The sequence below is a fragment of the Caldimonas mangrovi genome (assembly GCF_023721835.1).
GTDB classification, from domain to species: Bacteria; Pseudomonadota; Gammaproteobacteria; order Burkholderiales; family Burkholderiaceae_C; genus Caldimonas; species Caldimonas mangrovi.
Map to the genome: position 1 here is coordinate 418,521 of NZ_JAMKFE010000001.1, position 24,511 is coordinate 443,031.

The following is a 24,511-nucleotide window of genomic DNA, read 5'->3' on the forward strand; positions in this document are numbered from 1 at the left end:
CTGGGCGGCGCTCAGATCAGATTCGCTTCGCGCAGGGCTTGTTCCAGCGCGGCATGGTGAGGGGTGGACAGCGGCACCAATGGCAGGCGCAGCGCGGGGCCGATCTTGCCGATGCGGGCCAACGCCCACTTGACGGGGATCGGGTTCGATTCGACGAACAGCAGCTTGTGCAGCGACAGCAGTTGCAGGTGCAGCTCCGCTGCCCGTCTGGCGTCGCCCGCCACGGCGGCGCGGCACAGTTCACTCATTGCCCTGGGGGCCACGTTTGCCGTGACGCTCACGTTGCCGTGGCCGCCGAGCAGCATCAGTGCCACCGCGGTGGGGTCGTCGCCCGAGTAGATCGAGAAACCCTTGGGGGCCTGTTTGATGAGCCAGGCGGCGCGGTCGATGTTGCCGGTGGCCTCCTTGATGCCGACGATGCCCGGGATCTGCGCCAGGCGCAGCACCGTCTCGTGCTGCATGTCGGCGACGGTGCGGCCGGGCACGTTGTACAGCACCATCGGGATGTCCACCGCTTCGGCGATGGCGCGGAAGTGTTGGTACTGGCCTTCTTGCGTCGGCTTGTTGTAGTAGGGCACGACCTGCAGCGTGCAGTCGGCGCCGATCTTCTTCGCGTGGCGGGACAGCTCGATGGCCTCGGCGGTGGAATTGGCCCCGGCGCCGGCCATGATGGGCACCCGGCCCTTCGCGTGTTCGACCGCGACACGGATGATCTCGGCCTGCTCCTCGACCGTCACGGTCGGGGACTCGCCGGTGGTGCCGACAACACCGATGCAATTCGTGCCTTCGGCGATGTGCCAGTCGATCAGCGCGCGCAGCGTGCCGTAGTCGACGCGGCCGTCTTCGTGCATCGGCGTCACGAGCGCGACGATGCTGCCAACAATCGGGGTCATGGGGTCAGTTCCTCAGTATCCGGCGATTTTACCCACGGGGCCGGGCTCATCCCGGCAGTGGGTAGCGCGGCAGGGCGCGGCCCGGGACCTCGCGCACGGCCGCCAGCCGCTGAAGGTAGCGTGGCGGCGCGTCGGCGTAGCCGTCCTCGTAGCCGAGCGGCCGCAGGTGGCCCTGCACCGCCTCCAGCAATTCACCGGGCCTCAGCAGGAAGGCGGGGTTGGACGGCCGGCCGACGGTCTGGTTGCCGAAGGCAAAGGTTTCGTAGATCAGCACGCCGCCCGGCGCGACGCGGTCGACCAGCAGCGGCAGCAGCGGGCGCCACAGATAGTTGGTGACCAGCACGGTGTCGAACCGGCGCTCACCCAGCGGCCACGAGCCTTGCTCGATGTCGGCAATCACCACTTCGGCGCAGTCCTGCAGCGGGCGCACCGCCGCCTCGTCACGGTCGAGCGCGGTCACCCGGCAGCCCCGGCTCGCAAACCAGCGCACATGCCGGCCCGAGCCGCAGGCGACGTCGAGCACCGCGCCCCCGACGGGCACCAGATGCGACCAACGCTGCACCCAGGGCGACGGGCTGATGCCGGCATGGTTCATCGGTCCGACCCCGATTTGTTCAGCGCTGCGAGCGCCATGCGGTCGACCCAGCCGGGCGCCAGCAGCTTCATCCAGCGCCCGAGCTTGCCTTTGGCGCTCATCACGACGTCGCGCTGCCGGCGGTCCATGCCTCGCAAGATCAGGCGCGCGCAGTCTTCCGCGCTCATCGCACCGCGTTCGTCGAGCCCGCTCTTGCCGGCCGGTTGTCCGGCGGCGTTGTAGCCGCGGCGGCGGATCTCCGTGGCAACGACGCCGGGGTAGGCGATGGTCACGCCGACGCCGGCTTCGGCCAGCTCGACGCGCAAGGCCTCGAAGAAGCCGTTCATGGCGAATTTCGTGGCACTGTAGGCGGTGCGCCCGGGCACGCCGACCAGCCCGGCGAGACTGCTGACGGCAACGATCTGCCCGCGGCTGGCCTTCAGGTGCTGCAGCGCCGCGTGGGTGCACCAGACGGCGCCCCAGTGGTTGGTGCGCATCAGGTCTTCGTACCAACCGAGATCGCCGACCTCGTCGAGCCGGGCGTGGGCCGACATGCCGGCATTGTTGATCAGCACGTCGAGCCGGCCATAGGTTTGAACCGCCGCCTGGATCAACGTGCGGCAATCGGCCTCGACCGAGACGTCGGTGCGTTGCACCAGCACGTCGCCGGCGCCGCGGTCGCGGCACTGCTGCGCCACCGCTTGCAGCTTGTCGAGGTTGCGCGCGGCCAGCACCAGCGTGGCGGGCCGCAGCGCCAACTGGCGCGCCAACTCGGCACCGATGCCGTCCGAGGCACCGGTGATCACGACCACCTTGTTCAGAAGCAGCTCCAGAGTTGGTTGGCCAGCTCCACCATCAGTGCAGGCTGCTGGTACCAGGCGAACACCGCGAGCAGCAGCGCCACGGCCAGCGCCCATAGCAGGGCGCGCAGCCACAGTGGGGCGGGGCGGTGCGCGTTCATTCCCGCATCATGCCGCGGCGGACGCCGGCCGTGAAATGGCGCTTTCCCGCACGGGGAGATTCACCAGCGCGGCAAACACGCCGAGGGCGACCGCCAACCACCAGACGATGTCGTAGCTGCCGGTGGCGTCGTAGAGCTTGCCGCCCAGCCAGACGCCAAGGAAGGAGCCGATCTGGTGCGAAAAGAACACGAAGCCGCCCAGCATCGACAGGTATTGCACGCCGAAGATCTGTGCGACCACCGCATTGGTCGGCGGCACGGTGGACAGCCACAGCACGCCCATGATCGCCGAGAACACATACACGCTCATTGGCGACAGCGGCACGGACAGGAAGACGATGATCGCGATGGAACGCAGCAGGTAGATGGTGGAAAGGATGTAGCGCTTCGGCAGCCGCTGCCCCAGCGTGCCGGCGGCATAGGTGCCGAACACGTTGAACAGGCCGATCAGCGCCAGCGCGTAGGTCGCCACTTCCGGCGACAGGCCGTGGTCCTTCAGGTAGCTGGGCATGTGCACGCCGATGAACACCACCTGGAAGCCGCAGACGAAATAGCCGGCCATCAGCAACTGGAAGCTCGGGTAGCCGAAGGCTTCGCGCAGCGCCTGGCCGATGCTCTGCTGCACACCGGTGGGCGCGGCGGCTTTCGGCTCCTTCAGGCCGATGGCCAGCGGCATGATGGCAAGCGCCAGGCAGCCGAGGATGAACAGTGCGTTCTGCCATCCCACACCACCGATCAGCCAGTTCTCGACCGGCACCATCAGGAACTGGCCGAACGACCCGGCGGCGGCGGCCACGCCCATGGCCCACGAGCGCTTTTCCGGTGCGACGTTGCGGCCGATGACGCCGTAGACGATGGCGTAGGTCGTGCCCGCCTGAGCCATGCCCAGCATCAGACCGGCGCTGCCGGTGAAGGCGAGGCCCGAGGTCGCCAGCCCCATCAGCACGAGGCCGCCGGCGTACAGCAGGGAGCCCGCCAGCAGCACGCGGAAGGCGCCGAAGCGGTCGGCCAGCATGCCGGCGATGGGGCCGGTGGCGCCCCACATCAGGTTCTGAATGGCGATCGCGAAGGCGAAGGTCTCGCGGCTCCAGCCACGCTCCATCGTGATCGGCTGCAGCCACAGGCCGAAGCCGTGGCGGATGCCCATCGACAGCGTGACGATCATCGCGCCGCAGATCAGCACCTGGGTCATCGAGAGTTTGGGGGGCGTGGGGTGCGTCATGGTGGCGTCGACTGTAACGAAAGCCGCACGATCGTGCTGGCGAGGGGGCGCCGGCGCCGAGCAGGGTTTTCGACCCGCCTAGAATCCGCCGCCATATGGCGACCAAACCGAGTTCGAAACCCGACGCCGCCTATGGCGAGGCGTCGATCCGCGTGCTGAAGGGCCTGGAGCCGGTCAAGCAGCGCCCGGGCATGTATACCCGCACCGAAAACCCTCTGCACATCGTGCAGGAGGTGATCGACAACGCCGCCGACGAGGCGCTGGCCGGTTTCGGCCGTCGCATCGCGGTGACGGTGCACACCGACGGCTCCATCGGTGTCGAGGACGATGGCCGCGGCATCCCGTTCGGCCTGCACCCCGAAGAGAAGGTGCCCGTGGTCGAGATCGTCTTCACCCGGCTGCACGCCGGCGGCAAGTTCGACAAGGGTTCCGGGGGGGCGTACAGCTTCTCCGGCGGCCTGCACGGCGTCGGGGTCAGCGTGACCAACGCCCTGTCGAAGCGGCTGGAGGTGGCCGTGTGGCGCGACGGCCAGGCGGCCCACCTGACCTTCAGCGGCGGCGACGTGATCGAGCCGCTGAAAAAACGCAAGGCCGACGCGGGCGAGCGCAAGTGCGGCACTTCGGTGCGGGTGTGGCCGGACGCCAGGTACTTCGAGAGCGCCGAGCTGCCCAAGCACGAACTGGTGCACCTGCTGCGCAGCAAGGCCGTGCTGATGCCCGGTGTGACCGTCACGCTGACCTACGAGAAGAGCGGCGAGACCAGCACCTGGCTCTACAAGGGCGGGCTGCGCGATTACCTGATGCAGACGCTGCCGTCCGACCCGGTGATCCCGTTGTTCGAAGGCGAGCACTACGCCGAGGAAGGCGAGACCGAGAACTTCGCCGAAGGCGAGGGCGCTGCATGGTGCGTGGCCTTCACCGAGGACGGCTCGCCGATGCGCGAGAGCTATGTCAACCTGATTCCCACGGTAGCCGGCGGCACGCACGAGGCCGGGCTGAAGGACGGCTTGTTCGGTGCCGTGAAGGGGTTCATCGAATTGCACTCGCTGCTGCCCAAGGGCGTGAAGCTGATGCCGGAAGACGTGTTTTCGCGTGCCAGCTTCGTGCTGTCGGCCAAGGTGCTGGACCCGCAGTTCCAGGGCCAGACCAAGGAGCGGCTCAACAGCCGCGATGCGCTGCGGCTGGTGTCGACCTACGTGAAGCCGGCGATGGAGCTGTGGCTGAACCATCACGTCGACTACGGAAAAAAGCTGGCTGACCTGGTCATCAAGCAGGCGCAGGCGCGCCAGCGAGCGGGGCAAAAGGTCGAGAAAAAGAAGGGCTCGGGCGTCGCGGTGCTGCCCGGCAAGCTGACCGACTGCGAAAGCCGCGACATCTCGCTCAACGAGGTGTTCCTCGTCGAGGGCGATTCGGCCGGCGGCAGCGCCAAGATGGGGCGCGACAAGGAGACCCAGGCCATCCTGCCGCTGCGCGGCAAGGTGCTCAATGCCTGGGAGGTCGAGCGCGACCGGCTGTTCGCGAACAACGAGATCCACGACATCGCGGTGGCGGTCGGGGTCGACCCGCACGGGCCGAGCGACGAGCCGGACCTGAGCGGCCTGCGCTACGGCAAGATCTGCATCCTGTCGGACGCCGACGTGGACGGCTCGCACATCCAGGTGCTGCTGCTGACGCTGTTCTTCCGCCACTTCCCCAAGCTGATCGAGCGCGGCCATGTCTATGTGGCCAAACCACCGCTGTTCCGCATCGACGCACCCGCGCGCGGCAAGAAGCCGGCGACGAAGATCTACGCGCTCGACGAGGGCGAGCGGACCGCCACGCTCGACAAGCTGCGCAAGGAAGGTTGCCGCGAAGGTGCCTGGACCATCAGCCGCTTCAAGGGACTGGGTGAGATGAGCGCCGAGCAGCTGTGGGAAACCACGCTCAACCCGGACACGCGCCGGCTGCTGCAGGTGGCGTATGGCGAACTCGACTTCGCCACCACCGAGCAGCACCTGACCAAGCTGATGGGCAAGGGCGAGGCGGCCTCTCGGCGCGAGCTGATGGAGATCCACGGCGACGCGGTGGAGATCGACATCTGATGATCGGCAATGCGCGCATCCGGCTGCGGCCGACGCTGACGGACGATCTCGACTACGTGCTCACGGTCGAGAACGACCCGGTCAACCGGCCCAGCATCACGCCATGGGAACGTACGCAGCACGAAGCGGCGGTGCGTTTTCCGGACTTTCGCCACTTCATCGTCGAAGCCGGCGACGCCCAGGAGCCGGTCGGCTTCGTGATCCTGGTGGGTTGCCGCAACCATCACAAGTCGATCGAGCTCAAGCGCATGGTGATCCAGAGCAAGGGCCGCGGGCTGGGTCGCGCCTGCCTGCGGCTGCTGAAGAAGATCGCCTTCGAGGACCTGGGCGCGCACCGCTTCTGGCTCGACGTGAAGACCCACAACGTGCGCGCCAAGGCGCTGTACGACAAGGAAGGCTTCGTCGAGGAAGGCCGGCTGCGCGAAAGCGTGCGCACCGATGCGGGCTACGAGTCGCTGGTGGTGATGTCGCTGCTCGAAAGCGAATACGCCGAGCGGTGCACCGCGGGCCTGGAAGCAGCCGCCTGACAAGAACGAGTTTGCAGACACGATGACACAAGAAACGATCGACCTGTTCGACGGCACCATCGGCGGTGGCGGCGACGACCTGACGCTGGCTCGCTACGCCGAGCGAGCCTATCTGGAATACGCGCTGTCGGTGGTGAAGGGCCGCGCGCTGCCCGACGTGACCGACGGGCAGAAGCCGGTGCAGCGGCGCATCCTGTTCACGATGGAGCGCATGGGGCTCACCTTCACCGGGGCCGGTGGGGCCAAGCCGGTGAAGAGTGCGCGGGTGGTCGGCGACGTGCTCGGCAAATACCACCCGCACGGCGACCAGGCCGCGTACGACGCGCTGGTGCGCATGGCACAGGACTTCTCGCAGCGCTATCCGCTGATCGACGGGCAGGGCAACTTCGGTTCGCGCGACGGCGACGGCGCGGCGGCGATGCGCTACACCGAGGCGCGGCTGGCGCCGATCGCCAGGCTGCTGGTCGACGAACTCGACGAAGGCACGGTCGACTTCGTGCCCAACTACGACGGCTCGTTCCAGGAGCCCCGGCAGCTGCCGGCACGCCTGCCCTTCGTGCTGCTCAACGGCGCGAGCGGCATCGCGGTGGGCCTGGCAACCGAGATCCCGAGCCACAACCTGCGCGAGGTGGCCGCGGCCGCCGTGGCGTTGATCAGGAACGACAAGCTCACCGACGACGAGCTGTTCGCGCTGCTGCCGGGACCGGACTTTCCTGGCGGCGGCCAGATCATCAGCAGCGCGGCCGACATCCGCGAGGCCTACGCCAGTGGACGCGGCAGCCTGAAGGTGCGGGCACGGTGGAAGATCGAGGACCTGGCACGCGGGCAGTGGCAACTGGTCGTGACCGAGTTGCCGCAGGGCACCAGTGCGCAGAAGGTGCTCGAAGAGATCGAGGAGCTGACCAACCCGAAGGTCAAGGCCGGCAAGAAGGCGTTGACCGCCGAGCAGCAGCAGCTCAAGGTGACGATGCTGGGTGTGCTCGATGCGGTGCGCGACGAGTCGAGCAAGGACGCGCCGGTGCGCATCGTGTTCGAGCCGAAGACCAGCCGCATCGACCAGCAGGACCTGGTGCGCACGCTGCTCGCGCACACCAGCCTCGAAAGTTCGGCGCCGATCAACCTGACGATGGTGGGCGGCGATGGCCGGCCCACGCAGAAGTCGCTGCGCCAGGTGCTGGGCGAATGGATCGCGTTCCGCCTCGCGACGGTGCAGCGCCGTACGCGGCACCGGCTCGACAAGGTGCTCGACCGCATCCACGTGCTCGAAGGCCGCCAGCTGGTGCTGTTGAACATCGACGAGGTGATCCGCATCATCCGCAACTCGGACGAACCCAAGGCGGCGCTGATCGAGCGCTTCCGGCTCAGCGACCGGCAGGCGGAAGACATCCTCGAACTGCGCCTGCGCCAGTTGGCGCGGCTGGAGGCGATCAAGATCGAGCAGGAGCTGGAAGCCCTGCGCACCGAACAGGCCAAGCTCGAGGACATCCTCAACAGCCCCGCCAGCCTGCGCCGCACGGTGGTCAAGGAGATCGAGGCCGACGCGAAGCAGTACGGCGATGAGCGCCGCACGCTGATCCAGGAAGACAAGCGCGCGGTGGCCGAGGTCAAGGTGGTCGACGAGCCGGTGACGGTGGTGGTCAGCCAGAAGGGCTGGGTGCGTGCACGACAGGGGCATGGGCACGAAGCCGGGAGCTTCGCGTTCAAGGCTGGCGACGGGCTGTACGGCACCTTCGAATGCCGCACCGTCGACACGCTGCTGGTGTTCGGCTCCAACGGCCGCGTCTACACGGTGGCAGTGTCCGCCCTGCCGGGGGCGCGCGGCGACGGCCAGCCGGTGACGACGATGATCGAGCTCGAATCGGGCTCGCAGCTGGCCCACTACTACGCCGGCCCGGCCGACACGACGCTGCTGCTGGCCAACACCGCAGGCTACGGGCTGCTCGCCAAGATCGGCGACATGATGTCGCGCCAGAAGGGCGGCAAGAGCTTCCTGACGCTCGACGAGGGCGCGAAGCTGCTGCCGCCGGCGCGCGTCGGCGACGCGTCGCGCGTCGCCTGCCTGTCGTATGCGGGGCGGTTGCTGGTGTTCGGGCTCGAGGAGCTGAAGCTGCAGTCCAATGGTGGACGCGGTCTGACGCTGATGGACGTCGAAGCGAAGGATCCGCTGGTCTCGGTGGCGCCGTTCAAGGACGCGGTCGTCGTGCAGGGCCTGGGCCGCGGCGGCAAGCCGAAGGAAGAGACCTTGCGCAGCGCGGCGCTGTCGGCCTATGCCGGCAAGCGAGCCCGCAAGGGCCGCCCGACAGAACTCGGCATGAAGCCGCCGCAGCGGGTGCTGCCGGCGTGATGCTGCGCGTCTCAGCGGCTGCGCTTCTTGCGCAGGCGCTTGACGTTGGCATTGACGGTCGTGCTGTACGGCAGCATCACCTGGTTGGCCAGCCGCACGGCGTCGCGCGTGGTTCGCGCGTGCGAGCCCGAAAGCGCGCGCCCGCCGACCCACAGGCTGGGCAACATGGTGGTGTAGATCGACAGGCCCGCCTGCCAGGCGGCCATCATCTTTTCCCACACCATCAGTTGTGATTCGAGCACCGTGGCGACCGGCCAGGGGCCGGGCTGGCCCATCATCGCCAGCCGGCGATGGATGACCTCGGGCGCGCCCATCGCGATGTCGGCCGAGCGGGTCCAGAAGGTGAGCCAGGGAATCATGCGCTGCCTTTCGCTGCTGAAGAAAAGGCCGCGTTGCGGCCTTGACGTTCAGCTTACCGAGGCGGCTGGGCCGGCCCGTAACAAGCTTGCCGGCGACAGGGGCAAGCGCACGTTCAGCGGCGCACCGCCGCGACCGCGCAAGCGGCACCGAGCAGCAAGAAGAGCGCTCCGCTCCAAGCCTCGTAGGGCCATCCGAGCAGCGACACCGCCGCGTCGGCGCATGACGCCTGGATGCCGAACAGGAAGGGCGCCAGGCTTTCGAGCCTGAGGGCACCGATCACCCGGTCGGCGAAGGTCAGGGCACACGATGCCGATTGCGCGGCGACGAAGTGCTGCCAGCCTGCAGCGACCACGCCGGCGGCAGCCATGAGCACCGCCAGCAGCGCCAGCGCCCGCTTGACGGCTCGGGCCGGTAGCAGCCAGGCGACGCCGCTCACGACACCGATCAAGACGAAGACGAAGCGCTGCAAGATGCACCACGGGCAGGGCAGCATGCCGAACTGATATTGCGAGAGCAGCGCGGCACCGACGGCGGCGAAGCTGGCGATGCAGGTGAAGCCGAGCAGGGCGTTGCGAGACAGGCGCAAGGTCAGGTCACTCCACATGGCGAAACGGCTGGGTCACTCGATTTCGGCAATGAGTTCGATCTCGACGCAGGCACCGAGCGGAATCTGCGCGACGCCGAACGCGCTGCGGGCATGCGTGCCCTTGTCGCCGAACACCTGGCCGAACAGCTCGGAAGCGCCGTTGGTCACCAGGTGCTGCTCAGTGTAGTCGGGCGTGCTGTTGACCAGACTCATCAGCTTGACGATGCGACGCACCTTGTTCAGGTCGCCCACGGCGGCGTGCAGCGTGCCCATCAGGTCGATCGCGACGGCACGCGCGGCGGCCTTGCCTTCTTCGGTGGCGAGGTTCTTGCCGAGCTGGCCAACCCAGGGCTTGCCGTCCTTCTTCGCGATGTGGCCGGACAGGAACACCAGGTTGCCGGTGCGCAGGAAGGGCACATAGGCCGCGGCAGGGGTGGCGACCGGCGGCAGCTCGATGTTCAGGGCCTTGAGTTGGTCGTAGACGGACATGCGTGAAGCTCCTGTTGCTGTTTTGAATGAGCGGCCATCCTACACTTGCGCCGACCACGGGGAGAGACACAAGAATGAGGCAGCAGGGGAGGTCCGGCCCGGCCGTCTGGCTGGTGCCGTCGGGGGTGGTGCTGGGTGCGGCACTGCAGTTGCAGCAGCGGGCGCTGACGGCATCGGCGGTCTACATCGGCGCGACCCTCCTGGCGTTTGCGCTGCTGGCCGTGCTCGCCTGGTGGCGGCCGCGGCGACATGCCTGGGCTGCTGCGTTGGCCGCGTTGACCTTCGGTTGGGGGGCAGCGGGCTGGCAGGCCGGCGTGAAGCTCGCAGACCGTCTGGTGCCCGAGCTCGAAGGCGTGGATCTCGACGTCACGGGCGTGGTCTCGTCGATGCCGCGCTTCCATCCGTTGGGGGTGAGTTTCCGGTTCGACGTCGAGACGGCGAGCGATGCAGCCGGGCCGGTCACCTTGCCGCGCAGCGTGCAGCTGGGCTGGTATGCCGGGCTGCGCGAAGGCAGCCTGAACGCACGCCCGCATACCGAGCTGAAGGCTGGCCAGCGCTGGCGTTTCAAGGTCCGCCTGAAACAGCCGCACGGCACCCTCAACCCGCACGGTTTTGACTATGAGTTGTGGCTGTTCGAGCGGGGCATGGGCGCGACCGGCTCCGTGCGGGCGACACAGGTCGCGCTGCCGCAACGGCTGGCCGATCGTGCCGGCTACCCGGTGGAACGGCGGCGGCAGGAGGTGCGCGATGCGATCGAGGCTCAGGTCACTGACGAGCGCGCCGCCGGCGTGCTGGCCGCGCTGGTCACCGGCGATCAGGCCGCCATCGACCGCGAGGATTGGGACGTCTTTCGCATCACCGGCGTGGCGCATCTGATGGCCATCAGCGGGCTGCACATCACGATGTTCGCCTGGGTGGCGGCCGCCGTCGTGCGGCGTGCATGGCGCTGCAGCGCGCGGTTGATGCTGACAGTGCCGGCGCCGACGGCGGCCCGCTGGGGTGGACTGATGCTGGCCGCCGGCTACGCCGTCTTCGCGGGCTGGGGCGTGCCGGCTCAACGCACGGTGCTGATGCTCGCGACGGTCACCCTCGCCGCTCAGGCGGGCCGGCGGTGGCCGTGGCCGGCGGTGCTCTGCGTCGCGGCGGGCGTGGTCACGGTGGTCGACCCGTGGGCAGTGCTGCAGGCAGGGTTCTGGCTGTCCTTCGTCGCGGTGGGCCTGCTGATGGCGTCGCGGCGCGATCCTGCGACGGCCACGCCACCGCCCGAGGAGACCGGTTGGCGCCGATCACTGCACGGAGTCGGCGCGGCCGCGCGCGGCATGGTGCGCACGCAGCTCATCGCGACGGTGGGACTGGCGCCGCTGACGATGGCGTTCTTCCACCAGGTCTCGCTGGTCGGGCTGCTGGCCAACCTGGTGGCGATTCCGGTGGTCACGCTGGTGATCACGCCGCTCGGCCTGCTGGGCGTCGGGTGGCCGCTGTTGTGGACGCTCGGCGCGACGGGCCTGCAGTGGCTGGGTGTGCTGCTGCAGGCAATGGCGCAATGGCCCGCGGCCTTGTGGTTGACGGCCGCGGCACCGTCCTGGGCGGTGGCCGCTGCGGTGCTGGGCGGGGTGCTGGCCGTGCTGCCGTTGCCGCGTGGCGTGCGCCTGCTGTCCCTGCCCTTGCTGCTGCCGCTGCTGTGGCCGGCACCCCCGCGGCCGGCGTCCGGCAGTTTCGAGCTGCTGGCCGTCGACGTCGGGCAGGGCGGGGCGGTGCTGGTGCGCACCGCTTCGCACACCTTGCTGTACGATGCCGGCCCCCAATATTCGCAGGACAGCGACGCCGGGCAGCGGGTGCTGGTCCCGTTGCTGCGCGCGTTCGGTGAGCGCCGACTCGACCGGCTCGTGCTGTCGCACAGCGACATCGATCACGCCGGAGGGGCGCGGGCGGTGCTCGAAGCCTACCCCGATGCCGCGCTGTGGAGCTCGCTGGCGCCGGGGCATCCTTTGCTCGCCGCAGCCAGCGCGTCGGTGCGCTGCGAAGCCGGCCAGTCGTGGCAGTGGGACGGCGTGCGCTTCGAAATGCTGCACCCCGGGCCGGACGACCATGCCCCACCGCTCAAGCCGAACCGCGTGTCTTGCGTGCTGAAGGTGAGCGGCGGCGGCCAAACGGTGCTGCTGGCCGGCGACATCGAGCGGCGCGAGGAATCCCGGCTCGTCGTGCACCAGGCCGAAGCATTGAAGGCCGATCTGCTGCTGGCACCGCACCACGGCAGCAAGACGTCGAGCACGGCCGGTTTCCTCGAGGCCGTCGCGCCCCGCGTCGCGGTGTTCCAGGCCGGCTACCGGAACCGCTTCGGCCACCCGGCCGTGCAGGTGCTGGAGCGCTACGAAGAGCGCGGCATCGAGCGCATCGTCAGTCCGGCCTGCGGAGCCTACCGCTGGGCCGACGGCGTCGGTGTCTGCGAGCGTGACCTGCGGCGCCGTTACTGGCACCATGGCACCCTGAACCCGGAAACCCCACCGGATGAGCAGGCGGAGAGCGAAGGATGAGCCCGATGTTCGATGAAATGCACGCCACCAGCACCGCGGTGCGCGAGCACTACCGCACGTATGACCGGTGGCTGGCGCGGCAGCCGAGGGACGTGATGCGTTCGCGGCGCGAGGAGGCGGAAGTGATCTTCCGCCGGGTGGGGATCACGTTTGCGGTGTACGGGGCCAAGGACGAGGACGGGGCGGGCACCGAGCGGCTGATCCCGTTCGACCTGATCCCGCGCATCATCCCTGCGCACGAATGGCGCGAGATGGAGCGCGGGCTGGCGCAGCGCGTGTCGGCGCTCAACCGGTTCATTCACGACGTGTACCACGGGCAGGAGATCATCAAGGCCGGGCTGATCCCGCCCGAGCAGGTGTTCGGCAACAGCCAGTTCCGCCCCGAGATGCTGGGCGTGGACGTGCCCGGCGGGGTGTACGCGCACATTGCCGGCATCGACATCGTGCGGGCGGCCAACGCCGACGGCTCGGGCAGCTACTACGTGCTCGAAGACAACCTGAGGGTGCCCAGCGGGGTGAGCTACATGCTCGAGAACCGCAAGATGACCATGCGGCTGTTTCCCGAGCTGTTCAGTGAACACCGCATTGCGCCGGTGGCGCACTACCCCGACCTGCTGCTCGAATCGCTGAGGGCGGTGGCGCCGGCCAGCGTCAACGACCCGACGGTGGTGGTGCTGACGCCGGGGATGTACAACTCCGCCTATTTCGAGCATGCCTTCCTGGCGCAGCAGATGGGCGTCGAGCTGGTCGAAGGGCAGGACCTGTTCGTGCGGGACAACTTCATCTACATGCGCACCACGCAGGGCCCCAAGCGGGTGGACGTGATCTACCGGCGCGTGGACGACGATTTTCTGGACCCGTTGGCGTTCCGTGCCGACTCCACGCTGGGGTGCGCGGGACTGCTGAGCGTGTACCGGGCGGGCAACGTGACGCTGGCCAACGCGATCGGCACCGGCATCGCCGACGACAAGTCGATCTACCCGTACGTGCCGAAGATGGTGGAGTTCTACCTGGGCGAGAAGCCGATCCTGAACAACGTGCCGACGCACCTGTGTCGCGAGCCGCAGCAGTTGCAATACGTGCTGGAGCACCTGGAAGAGCTGGTGGTCAAGGAGGTGCACGGGGCGGGCGGCTACGGCATGCTGGTGGGGCCGGCGGCGACGAAGGCGGAGATCGAGGCGTTCAGGCAGCAGTTGAAGGCCAACCCGGGCAACTACATCGCGCAGCCGACGCTGTCGCTGTCGACGTGCCCCACGTTCGTCGAAAGCGGCATCGCGCCGCGGCACATCGACCTGAGGCCGTTCGTGCTGAGCGGCAAGACGGTGCAGATGGTGCCGGGGGGGCTGACGCGGGTGGCGCTGAAGGACGGCTCGCTGGTGGTCAACAGCAGCCAGGGCGGGGGCACCAAGGACACCTGGGTACTCGAAGGGTAAAGGATGCTGTCACGCACTGCTGACCACTTGTTCTGGATGGCCCGGTACATGGAGCGGGCGGCTCAAGCGGCTGCGGCGCTTGGACGGCGCGGCCATCAGAGTACCGCGCACGCGCCCGCGTGCAGCGGTGTTGCCGGCCTGGGAGCTTGCTGAAATGCTGTCACGCACTGCTGACCATTTGTTCTGGATGGCCCGGTACATGGAGCGGGCGGCTCAAGCGCCTGCGGCGCTTGGACGGCGCAGCCGTCAGAGTACCGCGCACGCGCCCGCGTGCAGCGGTGTTGCCGGCCCGGGAGGTTGCTGAAATGCTGTCACGCACTGCTGACCATTTGTTCTGGATGGCCCGCTATATGGAGCGGGCGGCTCAAGCGCCTGCGGCGCTTGGACGGCGCAGCCGTCAGAGTACCGCGCACGCGCCTGCGTGCAGCGGTGTTCTCGGCCTGGGAGGTTGCTGAAATGCTGTCACGCACTGCTGACCATTTGTTCTGGATGGCCCGCTATATGGAGCGGGCGGCTCAAGCGCCTGCGGCGCTTGGACGGCGCAGCCGTCAGAGTACCGCGCACGCGCCTGCGTGCAGCGGTGTTCTCGGCCTGGGAGGTTGCTGAAATGCTGTCACGCACTGCTGACCATTTGTTCTGGATGGCCCGCTATATGGAGCGGGCGGCTCAAGCGCCTGCGGCGCTTGGACGGCGCAGCCGTCAGAGTACCGCGCACGCGCCTGCGTGCAGCGGTGTTCTCGGCCTGGGAGGTTGCTGAAATGCTGTCACGCACTGCTGACCATTTGTTCTGGATGGCCCGCTATATGGAGCGGGCCGAGAACACCGCCCGCATGCTGGACGTCAACTACCAGATGGGCCTGTTGCCGCAGTCGGCCGAGATGGCCGAGCAGGGCTGGCGCAGCCTGCTGAGCATCAGCGAGTTGACCGAGGATTTCACGCGGCGCTATGCAGACTTCAGCCCACGCGAGGTGATGAACTACATGGTGCACGACGAGAGCAATCCGTCGAGCATCTCCAGCTGCCTGAAAGCCGCACGCGAGAACGCGCGCGCGGTGCGCGGCGCCCTGACGACCGAGGTGTGGGAGACACAGAACCAGACCTGGCTGGAATTCCACCGCCAGTTCGACGGTGCGCGCTTCCAGCGCGACCCCAGCGAATGCTTCGAGTGGGTCAAGTTCCGCTCGCACCTGTCGCGCGGTGTCACGCTGGGCACCATGCTGCAGGACGAGGCCTTTCATTTCCTGCGCATCGGTACCTTCCTGGAGCGGGCTGACAACACCGCGCGGCTGCTCGACGTGAAGTTCCACGGCATGGGTGACGAATTTTTTGGTGCCAGTAGCCAGAAGGACGTCGAGTACGACTTCTATCACTGGTCGGCGATCCTGCGCTCGGTCTCGGGCTTCGAGGTCTATCGCAAGGTCTATCGCAACGTGATCCAGCCGGAGAAGGTAGCCGAACTGCTGATCCTGCGCGCCGACATGCCGCGTTCGCTGGCCGCGTGCATGAACGAGGTCGTGGCGAATCTGCTGGCGGTGGCGAACGAGCAGTCGAGCCAGACGCAGCGGCGTGCCGGGCGGCTGCGGGCCGATCTGCTGTACGGGCGCATCGACGAAATCCTGGCGACCGGGCTGCATGCCTATCTGACGCAGTTCCTCGACCGCGTGAACGATCTGGGCGCCGGCATCAGCCAGGACTTCCTGGTGCCGGTGACCGGCTGACAGGCCCTGCCACATGGCTGCTCGAACCGATCGAACGCGCTCGCTCGTCGTCGCAAACGCTCGTCGCAGCGCGGGCTGCCGCGCCTTGCGCCTGGATGGCCGGGAGCGTGCGAGCGGCCCGTCGAGCCCTGCCGGACGGGCTCCTATCCGCTGACGGACGCACCGTGCGGCTGCAGATCCACCACGCCACCCACTACGAGTACGGCCAGCCCGTGATGCATGCGGTGCAGGCGCTGTGCTTGACGCCCCGCAGCTCGGCGCATCAGACGGTCGAGCGCTGGGAGGTGCGGGCACCGGGGCGCCTGTTCGAGTCGGTCGACGGTTTCGGCAACCTGACGCACACCTACACGCTGAGCGGCCGGTTGACGAAGGGCACGATCCGGGCCGAAGGGGTGGTCGAGACCCACGCTTGCCCGGAAGTGATCGACGCACCGGGCCTGCCCCCGCCGCAGCTCTACCTGCGCGCCACAGCGCTGGCCGAACCCCACCGGCGCGTCGCCGAGTTCGCGGCGCCGCACCTGGACGACGGGGCCGACCCGGCGCGCCTGCTGATGCTCGCCGAAGCCGTACGTGCGCAGGTGGTCTACCGGCCGGGGGCGACCGGCGTGCACACGACGGCGCTCGAGGCGTTCGACTGGGGCAAGGGCGTGTGCCAGGACCAGGCACATGTGTTCATTGCCGCCTGCCGCAGCCATGGCGTGCCGGCTCGCTACGTCAGCGGGTACTTCCATGCCGTCGACGCGCCTGAACTGGCCAGCCACGCGTGGGCCGACGTCTGCATCGACGCGGCGGCGAGGCGGTGGCTCAGCATCGACGTCACGCATGCCTGCCTGATGGACGAGCGGCACGTGCGCCTGGCGATCGGCACCGACTACGCCGCCTGCCCGCCGGTCAAGGGCATACGCACGGGCGGGGGCGAGGAAACGATGCAGGTGCACATCGACATGCAACGGCTGCCCCCCGATTTCCGGGCCCCTGTTTCAGGGGTACACAGCGCGTGATGCGAGGTGGATAGTTCTCCCACGCAGTCGTGGAAGGACGTCTATGGTCCTGTTCAACAGCAAGAAGGGTGCACCTGCGGCGCGCGGGGGCATCGCCTCATCCCGGGCTCGGGTCGACGCCGGTTTCTCGGCCAGCCCGCCGGACGCGCGCGAGCGCCGCTCGTGGATGGATTCGTCCTTGGACCTGAAGCAGGGACTGGACGTCATCGAGCTCGACGAGCTGCCGGACGAACTGTTCGGCAGCTTGCCGGCCAGCCAGTGACGCCCGGCGCCTTTCGCGCCGTCAGGACCCCGATCCCGGAGGGCGCGACCGGTACAGCGCTTCCACCGAGCGGCCGAGGTCGATCACGGCCATCGCGTAGTAGCTCGACCAGTTGTAGCGGGTGATCGCATAGAAGTTCGAGGTGCCGGCCACATAGCTGGGGGCGGCGTCGCCGTTCTGCAGTTCCACCAGCGCGAGCAGGCCTGGGTATTGGCGGCCCTCGGGAGACAGGCCGGCGCCGCGGGCGCTGAACTCTTCGGCGGTGAAGCTGGGCAGGATGTCGGGCTGGAGCAGGTGCGCGCGGTCGCTCGTCTGCGTGGGGGCGGCCACTTCAAAATGCGTCGGCTGCCCGCGTTGCCAGCCGAACTCGGCAAGGTAGTGTGCGACGCTGCCGATCACGTCGGCGGCATTGCCGTGCAGGTCGACGTGGCCGTCGCCGTCGAAGTCGACCGCGTACTTGTTCCAGCTGCTCGGCATGAACTGCGGCATGCCCATGGCGCCGGCGTACGAACCCAGCAGCGTCTGCGGGTCGACCGATTCGCTGCGGCACAGCACGAAAAACTGCTCCAGCTCGCTGCGAAAGAAGGCGCTGCGGTCGCTGCGGCCGGTAGGAAAATCGAAGCTCAGCGTCGCCAGCGCGTCGAGCACGCGGTAGGTGCCCATGTGCCGGCCATAGATGGTCTCGACGCCGACGATGCCGACGACCACCTCCGGCGGTACGCCGTACATCTCTTCGGCCTGTGCGAGCCATTTCGCGTGCGCCTCGCGGAAAGCGAGGCCGGCGCGGATGCGGCGCGGCTCGACGAAGCGCGAGCGGTACGCCGCCCAGTTTTTCGCGGTGCCGGCCGGCGGCGGCATGATGAACCGTGCCACCGACGGCACGTAGCGCGACTGTGCAAGCGTCTGGCGCACCCAGGCCGGGTCGAGCTGCTGCCGCTTGGCGATCTCGTCGGCGAAGTTCATCACGTCTTCGCGTTCGCCGTAGGTCACGACGTCGGGCGGCTCAGGGGTCTTGGCGGTGCGTTTGCCGGGCTGCGCGCAGGCGCTGGCCGCGACCGACAACAGAAGACACGCGCCGGCACGGCAAAGGCGCTGGCGCAGGGAAACGGGGCAATCAGGCATGTCGGAGATCGAGGACTGCGCGGCGCAGGTCACGCGCCAGCGAGCGGGCCAGTGTAGGTGCACCGGGCCGGCCGCGGGCGGATGCCGGCGCATAGCGTAGGGCTTCCATTCTCGCCAGCAACTCGGATACCTTTTCCGCTGCCGGTCCCCAGTGCTGCAGTGCCAATGCAGCCAGCGTGCGCGGCGGCGTATGCGGGCCGCTCGGCAGGCCGGCCGCCGCCAAGTGCGCCTGCATCCGGTGGTAGGCCCGCACCCACGGGTCCTGCCGCCGGCGCTCCCACCAGGCCCATGCGGCACCGGCGGTGGCTGCAACGATGATCAGGCCGATCAGCAGCAGCGACAGGTCCTGCCAGCTCGGCGAGCGGAAGCCGAGCTGCTTCAGCAGGTCGAGCTGGCGGCCACGCGTGTAGTTCAGTACCCACTGGTTCCAGGCGTTGTTCAGCGCGTCCCACTGGTTGCGCATCCGGCGCCACAACTCCGGGTTGACGTTGTCGAACGCCGACGCCACGAAGCCGGGGGGTGGACGCAGGCTTACCGTGCTGCCGATGCGTGACGGCGCCACGGCGGCGGTGGGGTCGGCCCGGACCCATCCGACGCCCGGTTGCCAGAACTCGGCCCAGGCATGTGCAAAGCTGTTGCGCACCAGGTAGTAGCCATCGACCGGATTCAGCTCGGCACCCTGGTAGCCGGTGACGATGCGTGCCGGCACGCCCATGGCGCGCATCACGACGACGAACGCCGCCGCGAAATGCTCGCAGAAGCCTTCGCGCCGGCCGAGCCAGAACTCGTCGATCGCGTGATAGCCGTTCTCGTCGCCGTAAGAGCCCGGCTCCAGCGTGTAGACAAAGTTCTCGCGGCGAATGTGCTCGAGCACCGCCCGTGCGAGCGTGCCCGCGTCGGCCTGCGCGTAGCGCGGTTGCTGTTTCAGTTCGGCGGCCCAGGCCAGCGTGCGCGGGTTGTAGCCGGCGGGGAGTGCGACATAGGGCCGCAGGCCCTGCACCGGTTGCGAAGGGCCATGGCGGAAACCGGTGTACGCGACGCCTCGAAAGCGCTGCCGCTCGCGCAGCGGCGCATAAGAGTGCCACTGCATGTCGTCGCGCAAGCGCAATTGCACGCCCTCGACGTCGTCGATCTGCGGCGTCATCTCGAGCGCCGGGATCACCGCCACCTGGGTCGGCTCCACCGTCATCTCGTAGTGCAACGCAGGCCCGCTGACGCGCAGGTCGGCGTCGACATCCTGCCCACGCGGCCAGTAGCGGTACGGCAACGGCCGCCAGCGCCTGCCGTCGAAATCGGCCAGCACCGGGCCGCGGAAGTACAGCGCGCTCGGCGGCGGTGCGCGCCCGTCGAACTTCACGGTCATGGCGGTGTTCTCGTCCAGCGCGAGCCGCGCCATGTGGCCCATTTCCATGCGTTCGGACAGCCCTGTGCGGCCGCTGAACGCATCGCTGGGCAAGCCCCACAATGGCCCGAACCGCGGGAACAGCACGAACAGCGCCACCATCACCGGTGCGCCGAACAGGCACATGCGGGCTGCCAGCCCGCCGGCCCGCGCCAGGCTCGGCTGGCCGACCGGCATGTGGGCCACCACCAGCCCGGTCAACAGCCCCCACACCGCGAGCACCATCGCCAGCGCGAGCAGCAGCGTCTGCGAATAGAGGAAGTGCGTCAGCACGAGGAAAAAGCCCAGGAAAAACACGGCGAGTGCGTCGCGCCGTGCGCGCAGCTCCAGTGTCTTCAGCGCCATCAGCACGACCACCAGCGTGACGCCGGCTTCCTTGCCGAGCAGCGTGCGATGGGTCAGGAAGGTCGCACCCAGCGACGCCAGCAGCAGTGCCGCCAGCACCCATCGCCCTGGCAGCGCCGTGCCCGCGAGCGCGAGCCAGGCGCGCCACAGCAGCACGCAGCCCGCCAGCGCGCTGCACCACCACGGCAGATGCGAGACATGCGGCGCCACCACCCAGGTAATCACCCCGAGCAGGAACAGCGTGTCGCGGGTTTCGCGGGGCAGGTGCCGCCACCCGGGCCAGTGCGGTGGCGTCAGCCAGGATGCAGCCGTGGAGCGGGGGGACGTCATCGGTACAAAGCCAGTTGTTCGAGGCAGCGCCGCTTGTGTGCCTCGCCGTGTTCCGGGAGCAGTTCGGTGCTGCCGGGCAGCCGCAATCCATAGACCAGGCCAAGTTGCTCGGCCGCCATCACCCAGGCGGTGAGCCGCGACAGCCGGTGCTCGGCGGGTAACGGTCCGGTGTGCAGATAGTCGAGCCACAGCTCCTGCCGGGCTGCGGCCGACGTATCCCGGCTGATCAGCTCGTCGGTCTTGGCAACCTTCTTCCACACCACCATCTTCAACGGGTCGCCCCGGCGATAGGCGCGCACGCCTTCTGTTTCGCCGCCTTCGCTGTGGCGGGCCTGCACCGGCCCGCCGGGCATCGGCTGCGCCACCGGCAGCGGCGGGGGGTAAGCCTCGGGCGCTGGGTAGACGAGCAGGCGGGAGGCCGGCCGCCACACCGACCAGACCCGGAAGATGCCGAGCGGGAAGCGCGTCTCGGCGGTCAGTGTGGGCACCGGATGCCAGCCGCGCTGTCGGGGCTGGAAGCTGACGTGCGTGGTGGCCTGGGCCAGCGCCGGCACGTCGGTCCAGGCCCAGCCGTGAGCGCCGTCGACCGGGCCGTCAGGGTAGACGCGCAAGCCGATGCCGTAGCGTTCGCGGCGGTCTTCGCTGGTCAGGGTCACTTCGAGCAGCGCCGCTTCGCCGGCGAACACCGGTGCCGGGGGCCTGAGACGCAGCGTGAGCCCGCGCAGCGTGCCGTGGGTGACGTGCATGCCGGCCACTCCCGCACCGGCCAGCAGGAAGGTCAGCAGATAACCCAGACTGAGCTGGTAGTTGATCGAGGCGACCAGCAGCACGACAAGGGTGAGCGCGAACATGAAGCCCGGCCGGGTCGGCAGGATGTAGACATTGCGCTGCGTCAGCGTCAGCGTGTCGGACAGCGGCAGCCGCTGCTGCCACCAGGCGCGAAATCGCCGCCGCACCCAGCCAGCCGGGCTCCAGTGCGAAAGCGGCCGTGCGGCCCCGGCCCGGCTCACGGCAGCGGCACCGCCTCGATCATCGCTCGCACCTGCTCGACGCGTCCGCGCCCGCTGCTCGCCACCGGCACCAGGCGGTGCGCAATGGTCTGCGGCAGCACGGCCTGGATGTCGTCGGGCGCTACGTAGGCGCGCCGTGCGATGAACGCGCGCGCCTTCGCGGCACGCAGCACGGCGATGCCGGCGCGCGGGCTCAGCCCTTCGGCGAACCACTGGCCCGAACGAGTGGCCGCGATCAGGTCCTGCAGATAATCGAGCAGCGGCTCGGCTGCGTGCACCTGGCGCACCGCCTGCTGCACGGCGAGCAGGTCGTCCGGCGGCATCACCGGCACCAGGTGCTGGATCGCGTCGCGCCGGTCGCGCCCCGACAGCAGGTCGCGCTCGGACGCCCGGTCGGGGTAACCGAGCGTGATGCACATCAGGAAGCGGTCCAGCTGCGATTCCGGTAGCGGGTAGGTGCCGAGCTGGTCGGCCGGATTCTGTGTCGCGATCACGAAAAACGGCTTCGGCAGCGGGCGCGTCTCGCCCTCGACGGTGACCTGCTGCTCCTCCATCGCCTCCAGCAGCGCACTCTGCGTTTTCGGACCGGCGCGGTTGATCTCGTCGGCCAGCAGCACCTGCGAGAAGATCGGCCCCGGGTGGAACACGAAGGCTTCCTTGCCGCGCTCGTACACGCTGACGCCGACCAGGTCGGACGGCATCAGGTCGGCGGTGAACTGCACGCGCGAAAAGCGCAGTCCGAGCGACACCGCCAGGGCATGCGCGAGCGTGGTCTTGCCGACGCCCGGCACGTCCTCGATCAGCAGGTGGCCCCCGGCCAACAGGCAGGCGACGCTGTCTTCCACCTGCGTGCGCTTGCCGACGATGATCGTGTTAATCTGATCCAGCAGCCGCTGGAGCTGCGCATGCAGCGCGTGGTTGTCGAGGGTGCTCATGGCCGAGCACATTACCCGAAATCACCGCGAGAAGACGGGGACAAGTTCACAATGGCTACCGGCTACTACAGCCATCCGGATTGCCGCAAGCACGACATGGGCCGCGGCCACCCCGAGTGTCCCGAGCGGCTCGACGCCATCGGCGACTTCCTGCTTGCCAGCGGCGTGGAGTTGGGGGTGGAAAAACGCGAGGCCCCGCTGGCAGACCTGAGCGACGTGCAGCTGGCGCACGACACCGCATACGTGGCCAACATGAAAGACTTCCTGCAGCAGGTGGAAGCTTCCGGGGAACGCCGAGCGATCGACCCGGACACCGTGGCGTGTCCGCACACGCTGGCCGCGGCGCTCCGCTCCGCGGGAGCCGCCGTGGCCGCCACCGATGCGGTGATCGACCGCGAACTGGAGAATGCCTTCTGCGCAGTGCGCCCGCCCGGCCATCATGCGACGCGCCGGCAGGCCATGGGCTTCTGCTTCTTCAACAACGTCGCGATCGCTGCGCGCCATGCGCTCGACGTGCGGCGGCTCAGGCGCGTGGCCGTCGTCGACTTCGACGTGCACCACGGCAATGGCACCGAAGACATCTTCGCCGGCGACGACCGGGTGCTGATGGTCAGCTTCTTCCAGCACCCGCTGTACCCGTACAGCGGCACCGAGACGCCGGCCGACAACATGGTCAACCTGCCCGTGCCGGCCTACACCCGGGGCATGGAGATCCGTGAGCTGATCGAGGCGATCTGGATCCCGCGGCTCGAACGCTTCAAGCCCGAAATGGTCTTCATTTCGGCCGGCTTCGATGCCCACCGCGAAGACGATCTCGGCCAGCTCGGTCTGGTCGAGGCCGACTACGAGTGGATCACGCGGCGCGTGAAGGACGTTGCCGAACGCCACGCCAAGGGGCGCATCGTGTCCTGCCTGGAAGGCGGATACCACCTCGACGCGCTGGCACGCAGCGTTGCCGCCCACGTGAGGGTGCTGGCGGACGTGTAGCTCGGCAGCCGGTGCCGGCGGCGCGTGTCACGCGCAGCGGCTATCCTTCGCGCCGTTGTACAAATACAAGCACGAGGGTCGCCACATGGCTCAACCGATGACGACCGACGAACTGTCGGCGCTGTTCGCATCCTTCACCCAGCCTTCCGCGCTGATCGAAATCGGCACCACCGCCGGCTGCCTCGCGGTGGCCTGGGGCATCGTGCGGCTGCTGCGCGGGCGCGCGAGCAACGGCCGCTCGGTATGGTTCGGCGAACGTATCGTCGACGGCGCGCTGTTTCCGCTGCTGGCACTCGCGCTGGCGTTCGCGGCGCGGCTGGCGCTGGAGCCGCTGATTCCCATCGCCGTGTTCCGCATCGTGATTCCGGTGCTGATCTCGTTCGCGGTCATCCGCCTCAGCGTGCGGGTGTTGTCGCTGGCGTTTCCGCAGTCGCGCATGGTGCGCGTGGTCGAGCGCACCATCTCGTGGGTGGCCTGGCTCGCCGTGGTGCTCTGGATCACCGGCGTGCTGCCGGTGGTGATGGAGGAACTCGACCGGATCGCCTGGACCTTCGGCACCGTGAAGGTGTCGTTGCGCAAGATCATCGAAGGCACCCTGTCGGCCGGCTTCGTGCTGATGCTGGCGCTGTGGGTGTCCGCGGCGATCGAATCGCATCTGCTCAAGGGCGCCGTCGGCGAACGCCTGTCGCTGCGCAAGGCTGCGGCCAACGCCTTGCGTGCGGTGCTGATGTTCGTGGGTCTGTTGCTGGCGTTGTCGGCCGTCGGCATCGACCTGACCGCGTTGTCGGTGCTCGGTGGCGCGATCGGCGTGGGCATCGGCTTCGGCCTGCAGAAGCTGGCCGCCAACTACGTCAGCGGTTTCGTGATCCTGGCCGAGCGCTCATTGCGCATTGGCGACTTCGTGCGCGTCGACAACTTCGAAGGCCGGGTGATGGACATCACCACGCGCTATACCGTGATTCGCTCGGCCGGCGGGCGCGAGTCCATCGTGCCGAACGAGACGCTGATCACCACACGGGTCGAGAACCTGTCGCTCGCCGACCGGGAAATCCTGCTGCAAAGCGTGGTGCAGGTGGCCTACGGCACCGACGTGGCCGGCCTGCGCGCCAAGATCGTCGAGGTCGTCAGGGGGATCGAGCGTGTGTTGCCCGACCCGAGACCGGCCGCGCACCTGACCAACTTCGCCGCAGACGGCCTCGAGATCACCGTCTTCTTCTGGATTGCCGACCCGGAGAACGGGCAGGCCAACGTGCGTTCGGAAGTGAACCTGGCGATCCTGGCGCTGTTCGAGCGCGAGGGCGTCGAGATCCCGTTCCCGCAGCGCGTGGTGCATGTGAGGCCCGGCGTCGCGCCCGCGCTGCCGCAATGAAAAAAAACGCCGCCCGAGCGGGCGGC

Annotated in this window: 26 protein-coding genes and 1 pseudogene; 15 read left to right on the top strand and 12 right to left on the bottom strand. The window is 68.4% G+C overall.

What is annotated here, in order from left to right:
* Positions 1-11: 11 nt before the first annotated feature.
* Genes dapA through M8A51_RS02070 form a run of 5 tightly spaced genes read right to left on the bottom strand, consistent with a single transcriptional unit; the run spans position 12 to position 3,650 of the window.
* Positions 12-893, bottom strand: coding sequence for a 4-hydroxy-tetrahydrodipicolinate synthase (gene dapA, locus M8A51_RS02050; protein WP_251776444.1), 882 nt, complete (start codon positions 891-893; stop codon positions 12-14).
* Between the two features lie 46 nt (positions 894-939).
* Positions 940-1,488, bottom strand: coding sequence for a class I SAM-dependent methyltransferase (locus M8A51_RS02055; RefSeq protein ID WP_251776445.1), 549 nt, complete (start codon positions 1,486-1,488; stop codon positions 940-942).
* Positions 1,485-2,279, bottom strand: coding sequence for an SDR family oxidoreductase (locus M8A51_RS02060; protein ID WP_368408513.1), 795 nt, complete (start codon positions 2,277-2,279; stop codon positions 1,485-1,487). Before M8A51_RS02060 ends, M8A51_RS02055 begins: the two co-directional genes overlap by 4 nt.
* A 5-nt stretch (positions 2,280-2,284) precedes the next feature.
* The gene (locus tag M8A51_RS02065) at positions 2,285-2,428 is read right to left on the bottom strand and encodes a hypothetical protein (RefSeq protein ID WP_251776446.1); all 144 of its coding nucleotides are present in this window, start codon (positions 2,426-2,428) and stop codon (positions 2,285-2,287) included.
* Positions 2,429-2,435: 7 nt separating this feature from the next.
* Positions 2,436-3,650 (bottom strand): MFS transporter, encoded by a 1,215-nt coding sequence (locus M8A51_RS02070; protein WP_251776447.1) that lies wholly within the window; start codon positions 3,648-3,650, stop codon positions 2,436-2,438.
* 95 nt (positions 3,651-3,745) lie between these two features.
* Here M8A51_RS02070 and M8A51_RS02075 point away from each other — a divergent pair, with 95 nt between their 5' ends.
* Genes M8A51_RS02075 through parC form a run of 3 tightly spaced genes read left to right on the top strand, consistent with a single transcriptional unit; the run spans position 3,746 to position 8,602 of the window.
* Complete coding sequence (locus M8A51_RS02075) at positions 3,746-5,731, top strand: DNA topoisomerase IV subunit B (protein ID WP_251776448.1); 1,986 nt, start codon at positions 3,746-3,748, stop codon at positions 5,729-5,731.
* Positions 5,731-6,258, top strand: a complete 528-nt coding sequence (locus M8A51_RS02080; protein WP_251776449.1) for a GNAT family N-acetyltransferase — start codon at positions 5,731-5,733, stop codon at positions 6,256-6,258. The genes M8A51_RS02075 and M8A51_RS02080 overlap by 1 nt, the downstream gene beginning before the upstream one ends.
* Before the next feature lie 22 nt (positions 6,259-6,280).
* The gene (gene parC, locus M8A51_RS02085; RefSeq protein ID WP_251776450.1) at positions 6,281-8,602 is read left to right on the top strand and encodes a DNA topoisomerase IV subunit A; all 2,322 of its coding nucleotides are present in this window, start codon (positions 6,281-6,283) and stop codon (positions 8,600-8,602) included.
* A gap of 11 nt (positions 8,603-8,613) precedes the next feature.
* Here parC and M8A51_RS02090 read toward each other — a convergent pair whose 3' ends face one another.
* From M8A51_RS02090 to M8A51_RS02100, 3 genes are all read right to left on the bottom strand, one after another.
* The gene (locus tag M8A51_RS02090; protein ID WP_251776451.1) at positions 8,614-8,961 is read right to left on the bottom strand and encodes a hypothetical protein; all 348 of its coding nucleotides are present in this window, start codon (positions 8,959-8,961) and stop codon (positions 8,614-8,616) included.
* A gap of 113 nt (positions 8,962-9,074) precedes the next feature.
* Positions 9,075-9,566 carry a disulfide bond formation protein B gene (locus tag M8A51_RS02095; RefSeq protein ID WP_251776452.1) on the bottom strand — a complete coding sequence of 164 codons (492 nt, stop codon included), beginning with the start codon at positions 9,564-9,566 and terminating at the stop codon, positions 9,075-9,077.
* Between the two features lie 15 nt (positions 9,567-9,581).
* Entirely contained in the window at positions 9,582-10,037 is a 456-nt protein-coding gene (locus M8A51_RS02100; protein WP_251776453.1) for a RidA family protein, read from the bottom strand.
* Positions 10,038-10,111: 74 nt separating this feature from the next.
* On the opposite strand from M8A51_RS02100, the gene M8A51_RS02105 reads away from it, so the two are divergent.
* The 10 genes and pseudogenes from M8A51_RS02105 (at position 10,112) to M8A51_RS02125 (ending at position 16,985) form a co-directional block, all read left to right on the top strand.
* Positions 10,112-12,571, top strand: a complete 2,460-nt coding sequence (locus M8A51_RS02105) for a DNA internalization-related competence protein ComEC/Rec2 (RefSeq protein WP_251776454.1) — start codon at positions 10,112-10,114, stop codon at positions 12,569-12,571.
* Positions 12,568-14,004 (top strand): circularly permuted type 2 ATP-grasp protein, encoded by a 1,437-nt coding sequence (locus M8A51_RS02110; protein WP_251776455.1) that lies wholly within the window; start codon positions 12,568-12,570, stop codon positions 14,002-14,004. The genes M8A51_RS02105 and M8A51_RS02110 overlap by 4 nt, the downstream gene beginning before the upstream one ends.
* A 3-nt stretch (positions 14,005-14,007) precedes the next feature.
* Positions 14,008-14,085 (top strand): annotated as a pseudogene (locus M8A51_RS26685) (alpha-E domain-containing protein); the annotation flags it as partial.
* Positions 14,086-14,158: 73 nt separating this feature from the next.
* On the top strand, positions 14,159-14,308 hold the full coding sequence (locus M8A51_RS26435; protein WP_368408515.1) for an alpha-E domain-containing protein: 150 nt from the start codon (positions 14,159-14,161) through the stop codon (positions 14,306-14,308).
* 1 nt (position 14,309) lies between these two features.
* Positions 14,310-14,459: an alpha-E domain-containing protein gene (locus tag M8A51_RS26440; protein WP_368408516.1), complete on the top strand. Its 150-nt coding sequence runs from the start codon at positions 14,310-14,312 to the stop codon at positions 14,457-14,459.
* A gap of 1 nt (position 14,460) precedes the next feature.
* Complete coding sequence (locus M8A51_RS26445; protein ID WP_368408516.1) at positions 14,461-14,610, top strand: alpha-E domain-containing protein; 150 nt, start codon at positions 14,461-14,463, stop codon at positions 14,608-14,610.
* A 1-nt stretch (position 14,611) separates the two neighbouring features.
* Positions 14,612-14,761 (top strand): alpha-E domain-containing protein, encoded by a 150-nt coding sequence (locus tag M8A51_RS26450; RefSeq protein WP_368408516.1) that lies wholly within the window; start codon positions 14,612-14,614, stop codon positions 14,759-14,761.
* A gap of 1 nt (position 14,762) precedes the next feature.
* A complete protein-coding gene (locus M8A51_RS02115; protein WP_251776456.1) occupies positions 14,763-15,722 on the top strand; it encodes an alpha-E domain-containing protein in 960 nt (319 codons plus the stop codon).
* A 164-nt stretch (positions 15,723-15,886) separates the two neighbouring features.
* Positions 15,887-16,723 carry a transglutaminase family protein gene (locus tag M8A51_RS02120; RefSeq protein ID WP_251776457.1) on the top strand — a complete coding sequence of 279 codons (837 nt, stop codon included), beginning with the start codon at positions 15,887-15,889 and terminating at the stop codon, positions 16,721-16,723.
* A gap of 43 nt (positions 16,724-16,766) precedes the next feature.
* Positions 16,767-16,985 (top strand): hypothetical protein, encoded by a 219-nt coding sequence (locus M8A51_RS02125; RefSeq protein ID WP_251776458.1) that lies wholly within the window; start codon positions 16,767-16,769, stop codon positions 16,983-16,985.
* A gap of 21 nt (positions 16,986-17,006) precedes the next feature.
* Here the strand turns inward: M8A51_RS02125 and mltB are convergent, their stop codons facing one another.
* The 4 genes from mltB to M8A51_RS02145 are packed head-to-tail and all read right to left on the bottom strand — an operon-like array spanning position 17,007 to position 22,129.
* On the bottom strand, positions 17,007-18,107 hold the full coding sequence (gene mltB / locus M8A51_RS02130) for a lytic murein transglycosylase B (protein ID WP_251776459.1): 1,101 nt from the start codon (positions 18,105-18,107) through the stop codon (positions 17,007-17,009).
* A complete protein-coding gene (locus tag M8A51_RS02135; protein ID WP_251776460.1) occupies positions 18,100-20,184 on the bottom strand; it encodes a transglutaminase TgpA family protein in 2,085 nt (694 codons plus the stop codon). The genes mltB and M8A51_RS02135 overlap by 8 nt, the downstream gene beginning before the upstream one ends.
* Positions 20,181-21,140 (bottom strand): DUF58 domain-containing protein, encoded by a 960-nt coding sequence (locus M8A51_RS02140; RefSeq protein ID WP_251776461.1) that lies wholly within the window; start codon positions 21,138-21,140, stop codon positions 20,181-20,183. Before M8A51_RS02140 ends, M8A51_RS02135 begins: the two co-directional genes overlap by 4 nt.
* Positions 21,141-21,190: 50 nt before the next feature.
* Positions 21,191-22,129 carry an AAA family ATPase gene (locus tag M8A51_RS02145; RefSeq protein ID WP_407062190.1) on the bottom strand — a complete coding sequence of 313 codons (939 nt, stop codon included), beginning with the start codon at positions 22,127-22,129 and terminating at the stop codon, positions 21,191-21,193.
* 51 nt (positions 22,130-22,180) lie between these two features.
* Between M8A51_RS02145 and M8A51_RS02150 the strand changes: the two genes are divergently transcribed.
* Complete coding sequence (locus M8A51_RS02150) at positions 22,181-23,116, top strand: histone deacetylase family protein (RefSeq protein WP_251776462.1); 936 nt, start codon at positions 22,181-22,183, stop codon at positions 23,114-23,116.
* An 85-nt stretch (positions 23,117-23,201) separates the two neighbouring features.
* On the top strand, positions 23,202-24,485 hold the full coding sequence (locus M8A51_RS02155) for a mechanosensitive ion channel family protein (RefSeq protein WP_251776463.1): 1,284 nt from the start codon (positions 23,202-23,204) through the stop codon (positions 24,483-24,485).
* The last annotated feature ends 26 nt before the right edge of the window (positions 24,486-24,511 follow it).

Excerpts from the sequence above, each read along its gene's own strand:
- dapA (WP_251776444.1), bottom strand. The coding sequence starts at position 893 with ATGACCCCGATTGTTGGCAGCATCGTCGCGCTCGTGACGCCGATGCAC.
- M8A51_RS02055 (WP_251776445.1), bottom strand. The coding sequence starts at position 1,488 with ATGAACCATGCCGGCATCAGCCCGTCGCCCTGGGTGCAGCGTTGGTCG.
- M8A51_RS02065 (WP_251776446.1), bottom strand. The coding sequence starts at position 2,428 with ATGAACGCGCACCGCCCCGCCCCACTGTGGCTGCGCGCCCTGCTATGG.
- M8A51_RS02070 (WP_251776447.1), bottom strand. The coding sequence starts at position 3,650 with ATGACGCACCCCACGCCCCCCAAACTCTCGATGACCCAGGTGCTGATC.
- M8A51_RS02075 (WP_251776448.1), top strand. The coding sequence starts at position 3,746 with ATGGCGACCAAACCGAGTTCGAAACCCGACGCCGCCTATGGCGAGGCG.
- M8A51_RS02080 (WP_251776449.1), top strand. The coding sequence starts at position 5,731 with ATGATCGGCAATGCGCGCATCCGGCTGCGGCCGACGCTGACGGACGAT.
- parC (WP_251776450.1), top strand. The coding sequence starts at position 6,281 with ATGACACAAGAAACGATCGACCTGTTCGACGGCACCATCGGCGGTGGC.
- M8A51_RS02090 (WP_251776451.1), bottom strand. The coding sequence starts at position 8,961 with ATGATTCCCTGGCTCACCTTCTGGACCCGCTCGGCCGACATCGCGATG.
- M8A51_RS02095 (WP_251776452.1), bottom strand. The coding sequence starts at position 9,566 with ATGTGGAGTGACCTGACCTTGCGCCTGTCTCGCAACGCCCTGCTCGGC.
- M8A51_RS02100 (WP_251776453.1), bottom strand. The coding sequence starts at position 10,037 with ATGTCCGTCTACGACCAACTCAAGGCCCTGAACATCGAGCTGCCGCCG.
- M8A51_RS02105 (WP_251776454.1), top strand. The coding sequence starts at position 10,112 with ATGAGGCAGCAGGGGAGGTCCGGCCCGGCCGTCTGGCTGGTGCCGTCG.
- M8A51_RS02110 (WP_251776455.1), top strand. The coding sequence starts at position 12,568 with ATGAGCCCGATGTTCGATGAAATGCACGCCACCAGCACCGCGGTGCGC.
- M8A51_RS26435 (WP_368408515.1), top strand. The coding sequence starts at position 14,159 with ATGCTGTCACGCACTGCTGACCATTTGTTCTGGATGGCCCGGTACATG.
- M8A51_RS26440 (WP_368408516.1), top strand. The coding sequence starts at position 14,310 with ATGCTGTCACGCACTGCTGACCATTTGTTCTGGATGGCCCGCTATATG.
- M8A51_RS26445 (WP_368408516.1), top strand. The coding sequence starts at position 14,461 with ATGCTGTCACGCACTGCTGACCATTTGTTCTGGATGGCCCGCTATATG.
- M8A51_RS26450 (WP_368408516.1), top strand. The coding sequence starts at position 14,612 with ATGCTGTCACGCACTGCTGACCATTTGTTCTGGATGGCCCGCTATATG.
- M8A51_RS02115 (WP_251776456.1), top strand. The coding sequence starts at position 14,763 with ATGCTGTCACGCACTGCTGACCATTTGTTCTGGATGGCCCGCTATATG.
- M8A51_RS02125 (WP_251776458.1), top strand. The coding sequence starts at position 16,767 with ATGGTCCTGTTCAACAGCAAGAAGGGTGCACCTGCGGCGCGCGGGGGC.
- mltB (WP_251776459.1), bottom strand. The coding sequence starts at position 18,107 with ATGCCTGATTGCCCCGTTTCCCTGCGCCAGCGCCTTTGCCGTGCCGGC.
- M8A51_RS02135 (WP_251776460.1), bottom strand. The coding sequence starts at position 20,184 with ATGACGTCCCCCCGCTCCACGGCTGCATCCTGGCTGACGCCACCGCAC.
- M8A51_RS02145 (WP_407062190.1), bottom strand. The coding sequence starts at position 22,129 with ATGAGCACCCTCGACAACCACGCGCTGCATGCGCAGCTCCAGCGGCTG.
- M8A51_RS02150 (WP_251776462.1), top strand. The coding sequence starts at position 22,181 with ATGGCTACCGGCTACTACAGCCATCCGGATTGCCGCAAGCACGACATG.
- M8A51_RS02155 (WP_251776463.1), top strand. The coding sequence starts at position 23,202 with ATGGCTCAACCGATGACGACCGACGAACTGTCGGCGCTGTTCGCATCC.